The organism is uncultured Alistipes sp., assembly GCF_963931675.1.
GTDB lineage: Bacteria > Bacteroidota > Bacteroidia > Bacteroidales > Rikenellaceae > Alistipes.
Genome location: NZ_OZ007039.1, coordinates 1,383,368 through 1,400,187, shown reverse-complemented (window position 1 = coordinate 1,400,187; position 16,820 = coordinate 1,383,368). Strand labels below are relative to the sequence as shown.

The window sequence follows — 16,820 nt, the reverse complement described above, 5'->3', positions numbered from 1 at the left end:
CTAACATTAAATTTTATGAATATGACAAATCATCCTCGGATCGGAATACGGCCGATCATAGACGGACGCCGCGGAGGCATCCGTGAATCCCTTGAAGAGATGACAATGGCCATGGCACACAATGTGGCAGAACTTTATGAAAAGAATCTGCGCTATGCAGACGGCGCACCTGTGGAGTGTGTGATCGCAGACCGAACCATTGGAGGCGTAACCGAAGCAGCCATGGCTGCCGATAAATTCCGCAATAATAAAGTAGGTGCTGTCATTTCTGTCACCCCTTGCTGGTGCTATGGTGCAGAGACCATCGACATGGATCCCCTTACGCCTAAAGCGATTTGGGGATTTAATGGCACCGAACGTCCGGGGGCCGTATACCTAGCTTCTGCATTGGCTGGACACAATCAAAAAGGGCTTCCTGCCTTCGGAATCTACGGCCACGACGTCCAGGATATCACCGATCGTGCCATTCCCAACGATGTCCACGAAAAGCTCCTTCGTTTTGGCCGTGCAGCCTTGGCTGTCATGCAGATGAGAGGAAAATCCTATTTGTCTGTCGGTTCCGTATCCATGGGAATCGCCGGGTCCATGCCTAATCCCGATTTCTTCCAAGAGTATCTCGGCATGCGCAACGAAGCCGTAGATGCCAGTGAGATCGAACGTCGTATCCAATTGGGAATTTATGACCCAGAGGAGTTTCATCGAGCAATGGCGTGGACCGAAAAGTATTGCAAAAAAAATGAAGGCAAAGACTATAACCCAGAACACCTGATATATTCCCGGCAAGAAAAAGACGCCATCTGGGAATACGTTGTAAAGATGACTCTCATCTTCAGAGATCTGATGATAGGAAATCCGAAGCTTGCCGAATCCGGATTTGAGGAAGAGGCTATGGGGCACAATGCCATCGTCGGAGGCTTTCAGGGACAGCGGCAGTGGACTGACTTTAAGCCCGATGGAGATTTCTCCGAAGCCATACTCAACTCCTCCTTCGACTGGAACGGAATCCGGCAGGCTTACACTTTTGCCACCGAAAATGACACCCTCAACGGTGTTAGCATGTTGCTCATGCATCTGCTCACCAACCGAGCACAGATGTTCGCCGACGTTCGAACATTCTGGAGTCCCGAAGCCGTAAAACGAGTAACAGGAAAAGAACTTCAAGGAACCGCGGCCAACGGCATCATACACTTGATTAACTCCGGTTCCTGCTGTCTCGATGCCACCGGGCAACAAACTGAAAACGGCAATCCTGTTATGAAACCCTTCTGGGAAATTTCTCAACAGGAGGTTGAGTCCTGCCTCGATGCCACTACCTGGCATCCTGCAAGTCGGGAATACATGCGAGGGGGAGGTTTTTCTTCCACATTCCTAACTCGTGGAGAGATGCCCGTCACCATGTGCCGGATTAACCTTGTTAAGGGACTTGGGCCCTCGCTCCAAATCGCAGAGGGTTGGGCCGTAAATGTCGACCCAGAAATCTATCGCATCATCAATGAAAGGACCGACAAAACATGGCCCACGACTTGGTTCGCACCCCGCCTTACCGGACATGGGCCTTTTAGAGACGTATATTCTGTCATGAGCCACTGGGGCGCCAATCATGGAGCCATCTCTTTCGGGCACATCGGAGCCGACATTATCACCCTAGCGGCCATGCTCAGAATCCCTGTATGCATGCACAACATCGACGAAAAACTAATATTCAGACCATCTGTCTGGAATGCTTTCGGCTCTAATTCCGAGGATGCAGATTTCCGGGCTTGCAGCACCTTCGGCCCCATATACAAATAACAAAAAATATTTTCATGAAACGCATTCATTTGAAACGCATTCATTCCATTCTAACTCTCGCAACAGCATCCATCATGTTGACTGCCTGCTGCGATAAAACAACATATGAAATGGGCTCTTACGGATATGACGCTGCATTTTTCAAGCAGCATAAAATCTCTTTCCTTGAACTCTCCAGTTCTGACGGACTTTCAAAAATTATGATTATTCCCGCATACCAAGGCCGTGTAATGACATCTACTGCCGATGGTGATGCTGGGAATAGTTTCGGATGGATCAATTACAAACTGATTGAATCCGGAGAAATCAATCCTCAATTCAATCCCGTTGGCGGAGAAGAGCGTTTCTGGTTAGGACCGGAAGGAGGCCCTTTCTCCCTGTACTTCAAAAACGGACAGGAACAGGTTTATGAAAATTGGCGCGTTCCTGCAGTCATAGACACCGAAACTTATAACATAGCAGAACAAACCTCCTCAAGTGTGAAATTTACCAAAGAAACTACACTCATAAACGCGGCAGATTCGGAACTCAAAATCGGGATTGAACGTACAATTTCCTTGTTGGATCGCAAAACCGCAGCGGAACTGCTCGGCACGGAGATTCCCTCAACGTTGAAAATGATTGCCTACGGTACGGAGAACATCATCACCAATCAAGGAGAAAATACCTGGACCAAGCAAACCGGACTGCCCTCCATATGGTTATTGGGAATGTTCAATCCAACGCCGACCACGACGGTTTTCATTCCCTATGACACATCCGGTACGGGACGCATCGTCAACGATGAATATTTCGGCAAGGTGCCATCCGATCGGCTGAAGGTAGAGGACGGTATGCTTTATTTCAAGATCGATGGAACCTATCGTTCAAAGATTGGGCTCCCGGCGGGACGAGCCAAAGACATCTGCGGTAGTTATGATTCGGACAAGAAAGTACTCACACTGGTGAAATACACCGTCCCCAGGGGCCGTGTAAGCTACGTGAACGGGCAGTGGGGCCCGCAAGAAGATCCATTTGCCGGCGACGTGATCAATGCCTATAACGACGGTCCCACAGACGACGGTACTGTCATGGGACCTTTCTATGAAATCGAAACCTCTTCGCCCGGTGCAGAACTAGCCTCCGGTGAATCGGCCTCACATACACAGTATGTCATGCATATACAGGGAGAAGAGACGCAAATCGCCAGGATCGTACAAGATCTTTTTGGTGTCGAGTTGCAGAAAATTGCGGATTGTTTCTAATCATTCTGAATTTCCAACCCAAAACTCAACCAAACTATGGAAAAACAACGCATCATACCCAAAGGAATTATTTGGCCATTTATTCTGCTGACCACGCTCTTCTTCGCTTGGGCCGTTCCGAACAACCTCACGGACACAATGCTAGCTGCGTTCAAGCGAATCATGAGTCTCTCGGACTCGAAAACCGCTTGGATTCAGGTGGTCTGCTACCTGCTCGGTTATGGCTGCTTTGCAATTCCCGGCGCACTATTCATCAAACGATTCACCTATAAATCGGGAGTCATGCTCGGATTGGGGCTCTATGCGCTCGGCACATTCCTGTTCTATCCGGCAATGCTTATCTCCGAAAGTACGATCGAAATTGGGTTCTACATGTTCCTACTGGCTATCTTCATTTTATTCGCCGGACTTTCGATTCTCGAAACATCCACTAACTCCTATGTATGTGCCATCGGCCCCGAAAGTACAGCCACACAGCGACTCAATTTTGCACAGTCGTTCAATCCGTTTGGAGCCATTACGGGCGTAGTTATCAGTCAGGTATTCATTCTCTCGCAGCTCAACACAATGAGTGCTGCAGAACGTGCCGCATTGCCCGTTGAAGAGTTGACCCGCATACAGGGACAAGAGTTGAATGCTGTTACAATGACTTACATGGTGCTTGGACTGGTTATGATAGCCCTCTTGTTGGCAATTCGCTTTACCAGAATGCCCAATCTGAAAGAAGACGATAAAGAGCTCGATTTCAAAGGCACTTTCAAACGACTTATTCGCAACAAAAATTATGTTTGGGGGGTTATCGCACAGTTTTTCTATGTAGGAGCGCAAATCGCCGTATGGTCATTCGTTATCCGTTATGCCATACAACAACTCGGCTTTGACAATGTCATTGCTACATTAGGCGACAATCCCTCGGGTGCACAAGTGATCGAAGCTCTTCGGAACGTAGAACCTGTTGCCGCAGGTTTCTATTCATTCTGCGAATGGATCGGGCTCAATGCGCTATTACCATGCACACCAGAACAAGCTGCTGCAACTTACTACATAATGTCCTTGATACTGTTCGTGACAGCACGTTTCATATGCACCGGACTCATGCGGTTCTTCAAACCGTGGAAAATTCTCACGGTCCTTGCCGTGTTAGCCGTTATTTGCTGTTTGATCACCATTTATGCAGATGGAGCTCTGGGAGTCTATGCGCTGATGGGTATCACGGGTTGTATGTCTCTAATGTTCCCGACAATCTATGGCATCGGCATTTCAGGTCTAGGTGAAGATACGAAAATCGGCGGTTCAGGAATGGTTATGGCCATTGCGGGGGCTGCTCTGCTGACACAGATCCAAGGCATCGTTTCAGACCAAGTTGGCAGTATCGAATTAGCCTATTGGGTTCCGGCCATTGCTTTCATGATCATTGCCTTTTACAGCATTTTTGTGGCTAGGAAAGTAAAAATCTAAAATCGAATGAGAAGTACAAATTGTTATACTATCGGCATCGATTACGGGACCGATTCATGTCGAGCACTCATAGTGGATTGCTCAACAGGACGAGAGATCGCCTCAGGCGTCATGGAGTATCCTCGATGGGCCCAAGGACTCTATTGTGATCTCACGTCAAATCGCTATCGTCAACATCCGCTTGATTATATCGAAGCGTTAGAGGGGGCAGTAGCTTGTGCATTGAAAAATGCCGCGCCTGGTACCGCAGAAAACGTTGTAGGGCTTTGTTTTGACACGACAGGTAGTACACCTGTGCTTACCGACCGTAACGGCATTCCTTTGGCGTTAACACCAGCCTTTGCCGGAGATCCCGATGCCATGTTTATTCTTTGGAAAGACCATACCTCGGTAATTGAAGCCGAAGAAATCAACGCACTTGCAACTTCTTGGTCGGAGAATTATATCCGCTACGAAGGTGGTATTTATTCCAGTGAATGGGTATGGTCCAAAGTCCTCCATATACTACGAACAAATTCCGCAGTGGCCAAAGCGGCCTGGGCCTGGAGTGAACATTGTGACTGGATTACCGGCCTAATCACCGGCAACACCTCCCCGGAAACCATGAAGCGCAGCCGTTGCGCCGCCGGACACAAAGCCATGTGGCACGCCTCTTGGGGACTTCCGTCCGAAACATTTCTTGAAAGACTCGACCCGTTGCTCGCCGCCATGCGTCCGCATCTCTTTTCAAAAACCGACACGAGCGACACCAAAGCCGGGACACTGACTGTGGAGTGGGCAAAGCGACTCGGACTTACGGCTGGCATCTCAGTGGCTGTAGGGGCGATCGATGCTCACATGGGCGCAGTGGGAGCAGGTATTGCGCCCCATGTACTTACGCGTATCATGGGCACATCAACCTGTGATATTATGGTGATTGATCCTGTTCTTCTTGGTGATCACTGTGTAAGCGGCATTTGCGGGCAAGTAGACGGTTCGGTTCTGCCTGGTTACATTGGAATCGAAGCGGGGCAATCTGCTTTCGGAGATATTTATGCCTGGTTCCGGGATGTACTGGCCTGGCCTCTTCGGAACCTTTGCTCTCCCGAAATCGTGGATACCGCCATCGGGCAGATCCTTCCACGGCTTACTGCCGAGGCGGAAAAAATTTCCCCGGGCAAAAGCGGCATCGTCGCTTTGGACTGGTTCAACGGACGACGCACCCCCTTTGCCAACCAAACGCTTCGCGGTGCTCTTACTGGATTGACTTTAGGAAGTAGCGCCCCCATGATTTTCCGGGCGTTGGTGGAGGCAACCGCTTTCGGATCGCGGGCTATCATCGAGCACATGAAACAGGAGGGAATCGGAATCGATGCAATCAACGCGATCGGCGGCATCAGTCAAAAGTCACCGTTCGTCATGCAAACTCTTGCTGACGTGCTCGATATGCCAATCCGCGTCGTGCGTTCCGAACAGGCATGTGCATTAGGAGCCGCAATGTTCGCCGCAGTCGCTGCGGGCATATACTCCAACATTCCAGAGGCTCAGGCAGCCATGGGTTCAGGATATACGGCAGAATATAAACCGGACCCTGCCCGGACAAAAATATACGATAAGCTATATCGGCAATATTTGGCTCTGGCAAAATTTACCGATCCGGAGCATAATTAATATAAAAACGTTCAAACCCCTCAAAAAGCAAAAAAATATGAAACGTAAACTACTGATGATTGGCCTTGCATGTGCATTCCTGGCACATGGTCATGCCCAAAATCCCGGATTCAATGGGCTTGATATGAATATGGGCAACCTTTATCGGATTTCGAATGCGGAAACCCGATCGATTAGTCCTGAAAACTTTTCAGGAGAAAAAGGCAAGGGCGGCATGGCCGACCCCATACGAGACAAAGATAAACCCAATCAAGCCAATGCTCATCATGCAGCCCAAGATCTCGGCGTGGGATGGAAAGTAAATCCCTATATCAATATTGGACCGGGTGAGACATTCACTATTGCCGAAATCGAAGGTCCCGGAGCCATCCAGCAAATATGGATGACCCCTACCGGAGACTGGAGATCGTCCATTATTCGTTTTTACTGGGATGGCGAGGCCGAGCCTTCTGTAGAGTGTCCGATCGGAGACTTCTTTTGCTCCGCATGGGGCGGAGGTGGAATGGGCGAACAGGTAGCACCACTATCTTCTTTAGCTGTATGTGTCAACCCCGGGAGTGCATTCAACTGCTATTGGCAGATGCCTTTCCGCAGGTCCTGTCGCATTACGATGGAAAACCTCGACAATAAGAATCCAATGCGGCTCTATTATCAAATCAACTATACCTTAACCGATGTTCCCGAAGACGCTGCCTACTTCCATGCCCAATTCCGCCGTTCAAACCCCAACCTGACCTCCGTACATACGATCCTCGACGGTGTCAAGGGACAAGGCCAATATGTCGGAACCTATCTTGCCTGGCAAGTCAGCAACAATGGCTGGTGGGGCGAGGGTGAAATCAAATTTTACATGGACGGAGACAAACAATTTCCTACCATTTGCGGAACCGGAACAGAAGATTACATTTGCGGCTCTTATAATTTCGAAAACAAATCCACAAAAAAATATCAGGAATTCAGTACGCCTTATGCCGGCCTGCATCAGGTCGTACGACCTGACGGCGTATACCGATCTCAACAACGATTCGGAATGTACCGCTGGCACATTCTCGACCCCATACGTTTCCGCCAGGATCTTCGAGTAACGATCCAAGATCTGGGATGGCGCAATGACATGCGCTACTATCCGCAACATTCCGACATCTCTTCCGTGGCATTCTGGTATCAGATGGAACCTCATGCCACATTCCCCGAACTCCCATCCAAAGACGACCTGGAGATTGTCAAACCCTATTAGGAACCTATCATGAGACAGATGGCTATCTGCATAGCTGGTGCCGGGGCTCTTGCTATACCGGGGTATACTCTCTGCCAACCGAAAGCACGGCCCAATATCGTCATTGTCATTGCCGACGATCTGGGATGGGGAGATGTCGGTTATCATGGCAGCACGATCCGCACTCCCAACATCGACCGACTGGCATCTGAAGGACTTGAGATGGACCGTTTCTATACGGCAGCCCTCAGTTCGCCCACACGAGCTGGATTCCTTACAGGAAGATATCCGGACCGTTTCGGAATTCGGAACATCGTCATCCGTCCATGGCTCAACTATGGACTCGATCCGACGGAAGAGACCTTACCCAAAATTTTGAGTCAGAACGGATACGACAACCGCGCTATCATCGGAAAATGGCATTTGGGACACCTCGATTTGAAGTATCATCCACTCAATAATGGATTTACTCATTTTTACGGTTGTTTGAATGGGGCAATCGATTATTTTAATAAAAAACGGAACGGGGAGCCTGACTGGCATCGTGATTTTGAGGTTTGTCATGACAAGGGCTATTCGACGGAACTTATTACGTCCGAAGCCGTGCGCTGCATCGAAGACTATTCAAAACAAAAGACTCCATTCTTCCTGTGTGTGACCTATAATGCCCCGCACGTTCCGCTGGAAGCACAACCCGAAGACCTCCAAATTTACACAGGAGATCGCAATATCTCGGATTTCGATTCTGCTACAGCCAAACGGCTGATCTACTCGGCAATGGTGACATGTATGGACCGGGGGATCGGACAAATTTATAAGGCTCTTCAACAATCCGGCGTTTCCGACAACACGTTGTTTATCTTCTTTAGTGATAACGGAGCCGATGTCAACTCAGGAGGTGGTTCGTCCGGCATTCTGCGGGGCCAGAAAAATACGGAATGGGAAGGAGGTGTACGAGCTCCGGCATTCATTCACTATCCAGCTTTTTCCGGCGATGGACGTAAAATCACCCAATTAACGGGATATGTGGATATTGTTCCGACAATTCGGGACCTGCTGGGTGTTACGACGGCACCTCAACGGCCGCTCGACGGCATCAGTGTCCTCGCTGCATTGCGAGAACCCGATGTAAAAATCGAACGAACCATGTATCTTGGAAGAGGGGCTGCCATTGATAGTGACGGCAACAAATACCTTTCTCCGGGACACAATCCGTTGATGACAGACTTAAATGGCGTTCTGCTCACGAATGTTTTCACCGATCCAGGCGAGCAAAAGAGTAAAAACAAAAAGAATTCCACACTTTCCCACTCGTTACAGCGTGTTGTACAACAATACGATACCATTGTCCCGCCCCAAATTCCCAAAGGACACCCCAAAACCTTTCTTCCGCCCAAGAACTGGGATATTACCCAATAGACGACCATCACCAATATTAAACCAAACCGAAAATGAAAAAAATTCTATTACTTGCTGTTTTATGTTGCATTGTCCAAATTGGCTTTGCCCAAAAAGTGGCAAAAGGCATAGTTATGGACAAGAACCAGAACCCTTTGGCGGGAGTTACCGTCGTGATCAAAGGAACTCAACAGGGAACTGTTACTGATGCCAAAGGGAACTTCTATCTTCCCAAGGTATCATTACAGTCTACGCTCGTTTTCAGCTCTCTGGGATATAAAGCACAGGAGATCATGTTCATCGGACAAACAGACATTCCCGTCATTCTGGAAGTCGGTAATATTGAAATGGAGGAATTAGTCGTTTTGGGTTACGGTACAGTAAAGAAAAGCGATCTGACCGGTGCCGTATCCGTCGTCAAGATGGACGATATAAGCGAACAACCTGTCATCTCAGCCGCTTCTGCTCTTCAAGGGCGAATTGCCGGCGTACAAATTCTGCAAAACACCGGAGAGCCAGGTTCGGGTATGACATTCAATATTCGGGGGGTATCGTCCATAACTGGAAGCAGCCAGCCTCTGGTTGTCATCGATGGCGTACCTATTGAAAGTAGTTTCGGATCTACGCAAGCCGGTATTAACCAAGACTGGATGAATCAACGACCGGCATCCGACGCATTGTCCAATCTCAATGCAGCCGATATTGCTTCCATTCAGATTTTGAAAGATGCTTCTGCAATTGCCATCTATGGTTCCCGAGGGGCAAATGGTGTGGTACTTATTACCACCAAATCTGGAGAAACAGGGAAAGTAAAGATTTCTTATACCCATCGTTCTGACTTTAATATCGTTCCCAAGAAGATTAAGATGGCTTCAACTTCTGAATATTTTCATTATCTAAATGAAGCCGATATCAATGATGGTATACCAGAGGAACAACGTCGTTTCCCAAATGATCAAGCACTTGCCGACACCATTACCGTATCCCCCAATCGTTTTTGGCAAGATATGATTTTCCGCACAGGCTACACTCAGGATCACCAATTATCCGTTTCGGGAGGAACCAAAGCAACCAAATATTTAGTTTCTGGAAATTATACAGATCAAAACAGTATTATTCGTAATTCTTATTTCACGCGAGGCGGATTTCGTGTTAATCTCGATCAAAAAATCACCCCGAAATTAAAGATGTCTGTGCGGTCCTATATGTCGATGAGTAAAAAGAATCAACTTCCTCAATCTAATACGCATGGGAACCTTAGTACTTCGGTCATTCTTTCTGCATTAGCTTTTCGTCCAATTGAAAAGCTCTATGATAGTGAAATGAGTGAGTTCGATGTAACAAGTAATGACTATGCCAATAATCCTGTTTTGTTGGTAGATCGGGTTAAAGACGAGACATCGATGAATACCCTTGTTGCCAACCTTGACCTAAATTATGATATTCTGCCAGGTCTCACTTATCAAATTAGGGGGGGGGTAAACAACGTTTATACACTACGGGAGGCTTACTGGCCTCGCGGAACCTTTCAGGGAAATACCAACAACGGTTCCGCAACAAGAGCTGACAACAAGAACTTCTCTTATACTATCGATAATTTACTGACTTTCAATCGTAAATTCCGACAGGTACATAATGTAAATGTAGTTTTGGGCTACTCTTGGCAACAATGGACTATACGAGCCTCGAGTCAGGTTAGCACCGATTTTCCCAACGATCAACTCGGCGGTACAAATATGGGCAATGCCACATATCCACAAAAACTCTATACTACTTACAAACAACGCGCACTATCATCATTTATCGGACGAGCAAATTACTCATACAAAGATCGATACGTTTTAGTTCTTACAGGTCGTTATGATGGTTCAAGTCGTCTTGCATCGGGACATAAATGGAGCTTTTTTCCATCAATAGGTGGAGCATGGAACATATATAATGAGCCGTTTATGTCCGCGCACCTTTCTACGATTTCGAACTTGCGTATTCGAGGCAGTTTCGGATATTCGGGCAATGACAACATTGCCATAGGTGCGACACAAGCGCAATTGGGAATGAACTCTGCCGTTATTGGCGGAAGCATTGTTACCGGATTCGTTCCGTCGACTCTTGAAAGTCCTCTGCTCAAATGGGAACGGACCATGCAGGCCAATGCCGGCTTCGATCTTGGATTGTTCAACCGATTCTCTTTAACTGCAGAATTTTATTTCAAGAAGACAACCGATTTATTGTTGAACTTTAAACTACCAACCTCTTCGGGTTATGGTGCCAATGTTATGAACATAGGCGAGATTCAGAATAAAGGCGTAGACATTGAATTGCAAGGAGATGTTTTCGTCAAACAGAATTTCAGTTGGAGATTGACTGGTAATCTTTCAATCAACCGAAATAAGGTAATCTCTGTGGGCGATGCAGGTACAATTTACGGAAGTCAATACCTTTATAATCAGTCCTACGGTATTCGCAATTCTGTTCATGTTTCCACTCCAGGGCTTCCGGTCGGAGTTTTCTGGGGATATAAAACTGATGGAGTATTTCAGAATCAGGACGAGATAAATAATTATACATATACAGATCCCAATACGGGAGAGACCGTCATGATACAACCCACGGCACGTCCGGGTGATACAAAATATGTAGACACAAATCACGACGGAAAAATCTCGGACGAAGACCGTACGAACATTGGCAATGCTTATCCCAAACTGACCTACGGATTCGGGTCCGACCTCACTTACAAAGGTTTCGGGCTCAACTTCCAATTCATGGGCAGCTACGGCAACCAAATGTTGAACCTCAATCACGCCTTCATGAGCTCGCTGAGGACTGCTACCGGGACCAATATCGCTCACGATGCCTGGGTAAATCGTTGGCATGGCGAGGGGACAAGCAATAAATACACGGCACCGACAAATCGGGCTACTGATATGCGATGCAAAGACTGGTATGTCGAAGATGCCTCCTATCTGCGTCTGCAGACTGTCACACTCTCTTATCAATTCCGGAAACTTCCCAAGAAACTGGGCATTTCCTCTATCAAAATATTTATAACCGGGAGCAATCTATTCACCATTACAGGATATTCGGGATACGACCCTGCCGTCAATCCCTTCGGAGACCGTCCCATGGAACCGGGCGTAGACTTCGGCAGTTATCCGCTCCCGGCCACATACTCTTTCGGTGTTAATCTAACCTTCTGACTTCTGAAGAATTATGAAAAAGATCAATCATACGGCCATTTTCCTGGCACTGCCGCTTTGGCTCGCTAGCATTCTGATAAGCAGCTGCAGCCTCAACGAAGAGTTGCGTGACACCTACACTAAAAGCACCATCAAATCGGAAGCCGATATCGAATTGCTCATCACCGGCGCGTATGCCCTCATGAATGACGGAGCCGGATTCAAACTTCAGGGTGCCTTGATGTTAATGATGGCAGCCGATGACCTCTACGCCGAAAACGGACTCAATGGGCAAGGGGTCAACAACGAATATACCACGTTCGGCAAAAAAAATTACAACCAGTCGCTGGTAGGACCTTTTTGGAATACACTTTACAAAGTAATCAACATCAGCAATGAGCTGCTAACCTATTCCGACAAAAGCTATGTCTCGCCGGATTATCGGAAACGGATTATCGGAGAAGCCTCTTTTCTGCGCGCATTCAGCTACTTTTATCTGGTTCGCCTTTACGGAGGTGTGCCGCTTCGGCTGGAACCGACAACCAGTTTATCAAAGTTCGATATGCCCCGTGCCAGCATCGATGAAGTCTATGAACGGATTTTTACCGACTTCCAAACGGCATCGAACAACCTGCCGCTCCGATCGGCGCTAACCGCCGGCGAACGGGGGCGTGCGACCAAAGGAGCCGCACAAGGGTTCATGTCGAAAGCCTATCTTACCTATGCGAACTACTTGAATCTACAAGATCGTTCGAGCGAGGCTGTCGCCATCTTTGACCAGGCCGTTATCTTTGCGGATTCCGTACTCAATTCCGGCGAATATAGCCTGGCTGAGGATTTCATGGATCTTTGGGATGTCAACAAAGAGACAGACGCCTATGCTTCAGAGGTAATCTTTGGCATTGGGTTCACCCGCGACATGAATAATTCGGGGGTGGCCTCTGCTGGCTCCGAATGGGCATGGCGCATGTTGCCTCTCACACTCTACGGCGTCACCGGGAATTCTCCAGACGGAAACGGGGGCGAACATGTCCGCATGCATCCCTATTTCTATGGTATTTACTACAATGACAACAGTACTGCGGCTGATACTGAGACCGACTATTGTGCCGTATATCAAAAAAATGTCAAAGTCGAAAATGGAATTCCGGCCATCGATTACCGCCTGGAGAAATCCATTCTCAATTACTGGCACAACACGAAAACGAACAAATACCTCATTGCCTGGCCCTATACCTTCAACGGTTGGCCGTTATTCGTCAATGACGACAATCAGAAAGGAAATGTCGCTACCACACCTTTTGTCAACAAATATCGCGATCCAATGGGTAAAGACCAACGGACGAATGAAAATGATTTGTTCCTATTACGACTCGCTGAAATCTATCTGATCAAGGCAGAAGCACTCTGCGAATCAAAAGGTGTCACCCAAGACGCAGTAGACGCATTCAACGAGATCCGGGATCGGGCCCGAAAAGCAGATGGAATATCCCGTTCTTACCCCAAATTGCTGGAAACTACGCCCGACAAACAAACATTCCTCAATTTGATTTTCAACGAACGAGGCCTCGAGTTCGTAGGAGAAGGGCAGCGTTGGTTCGATCTAGTACGCATGCAGAGTCCCGACGGAATTGCGGGAAAGACTCGTTACGAATACGTGATGTATGATATCCTGCAGAATCTGCCTACCACACCGAATAACCGGCTCAAACTTCCCACCTACAACAAAGAGAACAATGCATGGACTCCGGAGGCAGGAAGTATCTACGGCCCTGCATTGGAAACTGTTTTTGCCGCAACCAATAAAAAACAATTTACCCTATTCCCCATTCCCACCGACGAATATTATTACAACAAAGCTATCGACCCGACCATCGATCAAAATCCAGGGTGGTAGTCCCAATCTAAAAACATTTTAAATCACCATTATGAACAGAAATCTAGTTTTATTGGCAGGTTCACTCGCTTGTACGAGTGCCTGCGCCGCAAAAGAGAAGAAAGTGTCCCCCGACCACAACTCCAAGCCCAATGTCATCGTTATTTTGACCGACGATCAAGGTTATGCCGATATTGGTTGTTTTGGAGCTCGGGACATTCATACGCCAAACATTGACCGCATGGCTGTAAATGGAATGAAATTCAATGATTTCTATGCCGGGTCTTCCGTTTCTTCTCCTTCTCGGGCATCCATCATGACAGGTTGTTATCCACAACGAGTAGGTATTCCGTTCGTTCTATTTCCCAAACATTTGCGTGGGATCAGCCCCGAAGAACTAACTCTAGCTGAAATGTTCCATCAAGCTGGCTACTCAACGGCTGCCGTAGGGAAATGGCATCTCGGACATCAACCTGGAGCTTTGCCTCTGCAACAAGGCTTCGACCAATTTTTTGGCCTACCCTATTCCAACGATATGAGACCACCCACGGATCCCGATTTGCCCTTGTACAACAACAATAGTATAATCGAATATAACCCAGACCAAAGTCAACTTACCACTCGATATACCGAATACGCGACCTCTTTCATCAAAGAGAATAAAGACAAACCGTTTTTCCTCTATTTAGCCCACTCTATGCCACACGTTCCACTGGCGGTTTCCGATAAATTCAAGGGTAAATCTGGCCGTGGACTTTATGGTGATGTAATCATGGAAATTGACTGGTCGATCGGGGAAATTTACAAAACCCTCGAAGAAAATGGCATCGATAAGAATACCTGGGTAATTTACATGTCCGATAATGGACCATGGCTTCTCTTTGGCAATCACGGTGGTAGTCATGGAAACCTGCGTGAAGGCAAAACCACGTCATTCGATGGCGGACAACGTGTCTTCTGTTTGATGACATGGCCTGAGGTAATTCCTGCTGGCAGCCAATGCGATGAAATCGTGGCCAATTTCGATCTGTTGCCTACAGCGGCCAAATATCTGGGGATTCCACTGCCTAATCATAAAATCGACGGTGAGGATATTTTTCCTCTCATTTCTGGCCAACCAAATGCCAAGTCACCGCACGAAGCTTTCTATTATTACTACCTTGAAACGCCGGAAGCGATCCGCGTAGGAGACTGGAAATTCGTTCTTGAGCATCCATATAATTTTGTCACGGAGCCAGGAATGGATGGGAAACGTGGTCAACAAGAGCTACGTACAGCAGAACGTGCTCTATACAATCTGCGTGAAGATATTGGAGAGACACGAAATCGCATTGCTGAATTCCCTGAGAAGGCTGATAGCTTGGAAAAAATGCTGATGGACTTCGAAAAAGATCTGCGTGCTAATATCCGCCCCGCCAAGATCTATAAAAAATAATTTCCCGACAACTCCGGCGGCTATACAAAGCCGTCGGAGTTACATTCTTCGAGAATATATATATTATGAGACGTTTTTTATTCTGGGTCCTGTCCCTCTTTTTGTCCATTCCGGGGATTGCGGGACCAAACCTGTTAGCAGGACTGGCTGCTCCGGAATGCGATGGCACATGGATACGACCGGTCCAAGGACGTCCTGCAATTCCCATGTGGGGTCTTGTAGACGGGATACGGGTAGGACTGTTTCCTCTAAAAGGTCCTCGAGGTTTAATCCGTATCTATACACCCTACCTGGGGCGCAGCGCTACTGACGTGATGAATTTTATCGCTATTGAGCCTATTCCGGCCGGAAGTTTGACCCGAGGATATTCCGAACTGGAACCGAGTCGTCTGGATCAGGCAAATGGCAAACGATTCTGGAGCACCGATGATTCGCTTGCAATGCATCCCGGAGATATTCGTTTCCCGGCACGGGGAGTTATTTCCGGAGAAAAAGGGCATCAGGTCATGACATTCTTTATTTTCTCTGAAGCCTTCGATAATGGTGCAAAAGTATATGTACGACTCCGGATTCGAGAAGATCATCCCTATCAGGTCGAACTGTCTACATTCTCTTATGAAGGCTCTATCCCATTAGCACATTGCATTGTAACGGCGACCATGGGGAATCATGCTCGGCTGCGGGAATTACATCTCAAAAATACAATCAAACGATCTGGATCTTTATGGCCCGATTATAAAGGCAAGGATTTTACACTCCACGATTTCACACCTTTGGAAGAGATGATTCACAACGACAAAGGTACAGCATATTTTATTGCTGCCCCTGACGAGAAATATCCAGTTGATGCAGCATATGTTCCACGGACCCCTATTCATTGGCGATATACTGGGATCCGAGCCACCCAATACTGGTATCGGGAAGAACCCTCTCCCGATTTAAAGGGATTGGTCAATGGACGTTGCTGTTATTGGGGATGTAAACTTCCCATTCCAGGGGGAGTCTCCTATGAAAATTTCGAGATTATCGAGCCATTCGAAGAAGGAGCCACATTTGTGTTCGGCATTACCCCCTTGTCTCCCGAATGTTTCATCAAACAAATCAATGGACTTTAAAACCTATTTGCAAGACAAAGAAAATACCATATTATCTTTATCGATTGCAGTTACATGAAAATCCGCATATACGAAGTACGTAAACCGCCCCTCTTTTAATTATGAAGTGCTGCTGTGTGTGATGACAAATGTTGTGATGTATTGTGGAGTTTTGATAAACTCTCGGAGAATGTTTTGAACAGGGTGATATTTAATAAGACCGCATATAAGGAATCATGTTCAACGGAAATCCGGGACTACAATTGATATAGGTATAATGGTCAAGGATAAGCATTCCTAACACAGTCTTGTTCCCGGGATCTGATTTATCTCGGATTGAAAGTCAAAAGAGAAAAGGAATTAGGCATACCAAACAGTCTACCCAAATGACAATAAAAAAGCTATCATTGAAATAGCCTATGGTTTTAGACACATTGAACATTGAACATCAATATTATTCCAACGAAAAACAAGGACAT

10 protein-coding genes are annotated in these 16,820 nt (G+C 47.2%); all 10 read left to right on the top strand.

The window, feature by feature from the left end:
- The first annotated feature begins 21 nt into the window (after positions 1–21).
- The 10 genes from ABGT65_RS05980 to ABGT65_RS05935 all read left to right on the top strand — a co-directional run bounded on the left by ABGT65_RS05980 (position 22) and on the right by ABGT65_RS05935 (position 16,362).
- Positions 22–1,791, top strand: a complete 1,770-nt coding sequence (locus ABGT65_RS05980) for an L-fucose isomerase (RefSeq protein ID WP_346703063.1) — start codon at positions 22–24, stop codon at positions 1,789–1,791.
- 14 nt (positions 1,792–1,805) lie between these two features.
- Entirely contained in the window at positions 1,806–3,035 is a 1,230-nt protein-coding gene (locus ABGT65_RS05975; protein WP_346700539.1) for a DUF6786 family protein, read from the top strand.
- A 36-nt stretch (positions 3,036–3,071) separates the two neighbouring features.
- Positions 3,072–4,493, top strand: a complete 1,422-nt coding sequence (fucP, locus tag ABGT65_RS05970; protein WP_346700537.1) for an L-fucose:H+ symporter permease — start codon at positions 3,072–3,074, stop codon at positions 4,491–4,493.
- A 6-nt stretch (positions 4,494–4,499) separates the two neighbouring features.
- Complete coding sequence (locus ABGT65_RS05965) at positions 4,500–6,143, top strand: ribulokinase (protein ID WP_346700536.1); 1,644 nt, start codon at positions 4,500–4,502, stop codon at positions 6,141–6,143.
- Positions 6,144–6,180: 37 nt separating this feature from the next.
- Positions 6,181–7,380: a glycoside hydrolase family 172 protein gene (locus ABGT65_RS05960; protein ID WP_346700534.1), complete on the top strand. Its 1,200-nt coding sequence runs from the start codon at positions 6,181–6,183 to the stop codon at positions 7,378–7,380.
- Between the two features lie 18 nt (positions 7,381–7,398).
- Entirely contained in the window at positions 7,399–8,778 is a 1,380-nt protein-coding gene (locus tag ABGT65_RS05955) for an arylsulfatase (protein ID WP_346700532.1), read from the top strand.
- Positions 8,779–8,810: 32 nt separating this feature from the next.
- Positions 8,811–11,957, top strand: a complete 3,147-nt coding sequence (locus tag ABGT65_RS05950) for a TonB-dependent receptor (RefSeq protein WP_346700531.1) — start codon at positions 8,811–8,813, stop codon at positions 11,955–11,957.
- A 13-nt stretch (positions 11,958–11,970) separates the two neighbouring features.
- The gene (locus ABGT65_RS05945) at positions 11,971–13,833 is read left to right on the top strand and encodes a RagB/SusD family nutrient uptake outer membrane protein (RefSeq protein WP_346700529.1); all 1,863 of its coding nucleotides are present in this window, start codon (positions 11,971–11,973) and stop codon (positions 13,831–13,833) included.
- A 31-nt stretch (positions 13,834–13,864) separates the two neighbouring features.
- Positions 13,865–15,247: a sulfatase gene (locus ABGT65_RS05940; RefSeq protein WP_346700527.1), complete on the top strand. Its 1,383-nt coding sequence runs from the start codon at positions 13,865–13,867 to the stop codon at positions 15,245–15,247.
- Positions 15,248–15,312: 65 nt separating this feature from the next.
- Positions 15,313–16,362, top strand: a complete 1,050-nt coding sequence (locus tag ABGT65_RS05935) for a hypothetical protein (protein WP_346700526.1) — start codon at positions 15,313–15,315, stop codon at positions 16,360–16,362.
- The last annotated feature ends 458 nt before the right edge of the window (positions 16,363–16,820 follow it).

What these genes read in the sequence shown, in the direction of transcription:
- ABGT65_RS05980 (WP_346703063.1), top strand. Translation starts at nt 22, where the DNA reads ATGACAAATCATCCTCGGATCGGAATACGGCCGATCATAGACGGACGC.
- ABGT65_RS05975 (WP_346700539.1), top strand. Translation starts at nt 1,806, where the DNA reads ATGAAACGCATTCATTTGAAACGCATTCATTCCATTCTAACTCTCGCA.
- fucP (WP_346700537.1), top strand. Translation starts at nt 3,072, where the DNA reads ATGGAAAAACAACGCATCATACCCAAAGGAATTATTTGGCCATTTATT.
- ABGT65_RS05965 (WP_346700536.1), top strand. Translation starts at nt 4,500, where the DNA reads ATGAGAAGTACAAATTGTTATACTATCGGCATCGATTACGGGACCGAT.
- ABGT65_RS05960 (WP_346700534.1), top strand. Translation starts at nt 6,181, where the DNA reads ATGAAACGTAAACTACTGATGATTGGCCTTGCATGTGCATTCCTGGCA.
- ABGT65_RS05955 (WP_346700532.1), top strand. Translation starts at nt 7,399, where the DNA reads ATGGCTATCTGCATAGCTGGTGCCGGGGCTCTTGCTATACCGGGGTAT.
- ABGT65_RS05950 (WP_346700531.1), top strand. Translation starts at nt 8,811, where the DNA reads ATGAAAAAAATTCTATTACTTGCTGTTTTATGTTGCATTGTCCAAATT.
- ABGT65_RS05945 (WP_346700529.1), top strand. Translation starts at nt 11,971, where the DNA reads ATGAAAAAGATCAATCATACGGCCATTTTCCTGGCACTGCCGCTTTGG.
- ABGT65_RS05940 (WP_346700527.1), top strand. Translation starts at nt 13,865, where the DNA reads ATGAACAGAAATCTAGTTTTATTGGCAGGTTCACTCGCTTGTACGAGT.
- ABGT65_RS05935 (WP_346700526.1), top strand. Translation starts at nt 15,313, where the DNA reads ATGAGACGTTTTTTATTCTGGGTCCTGTCCCTCTTTTTGTCCATTCCG.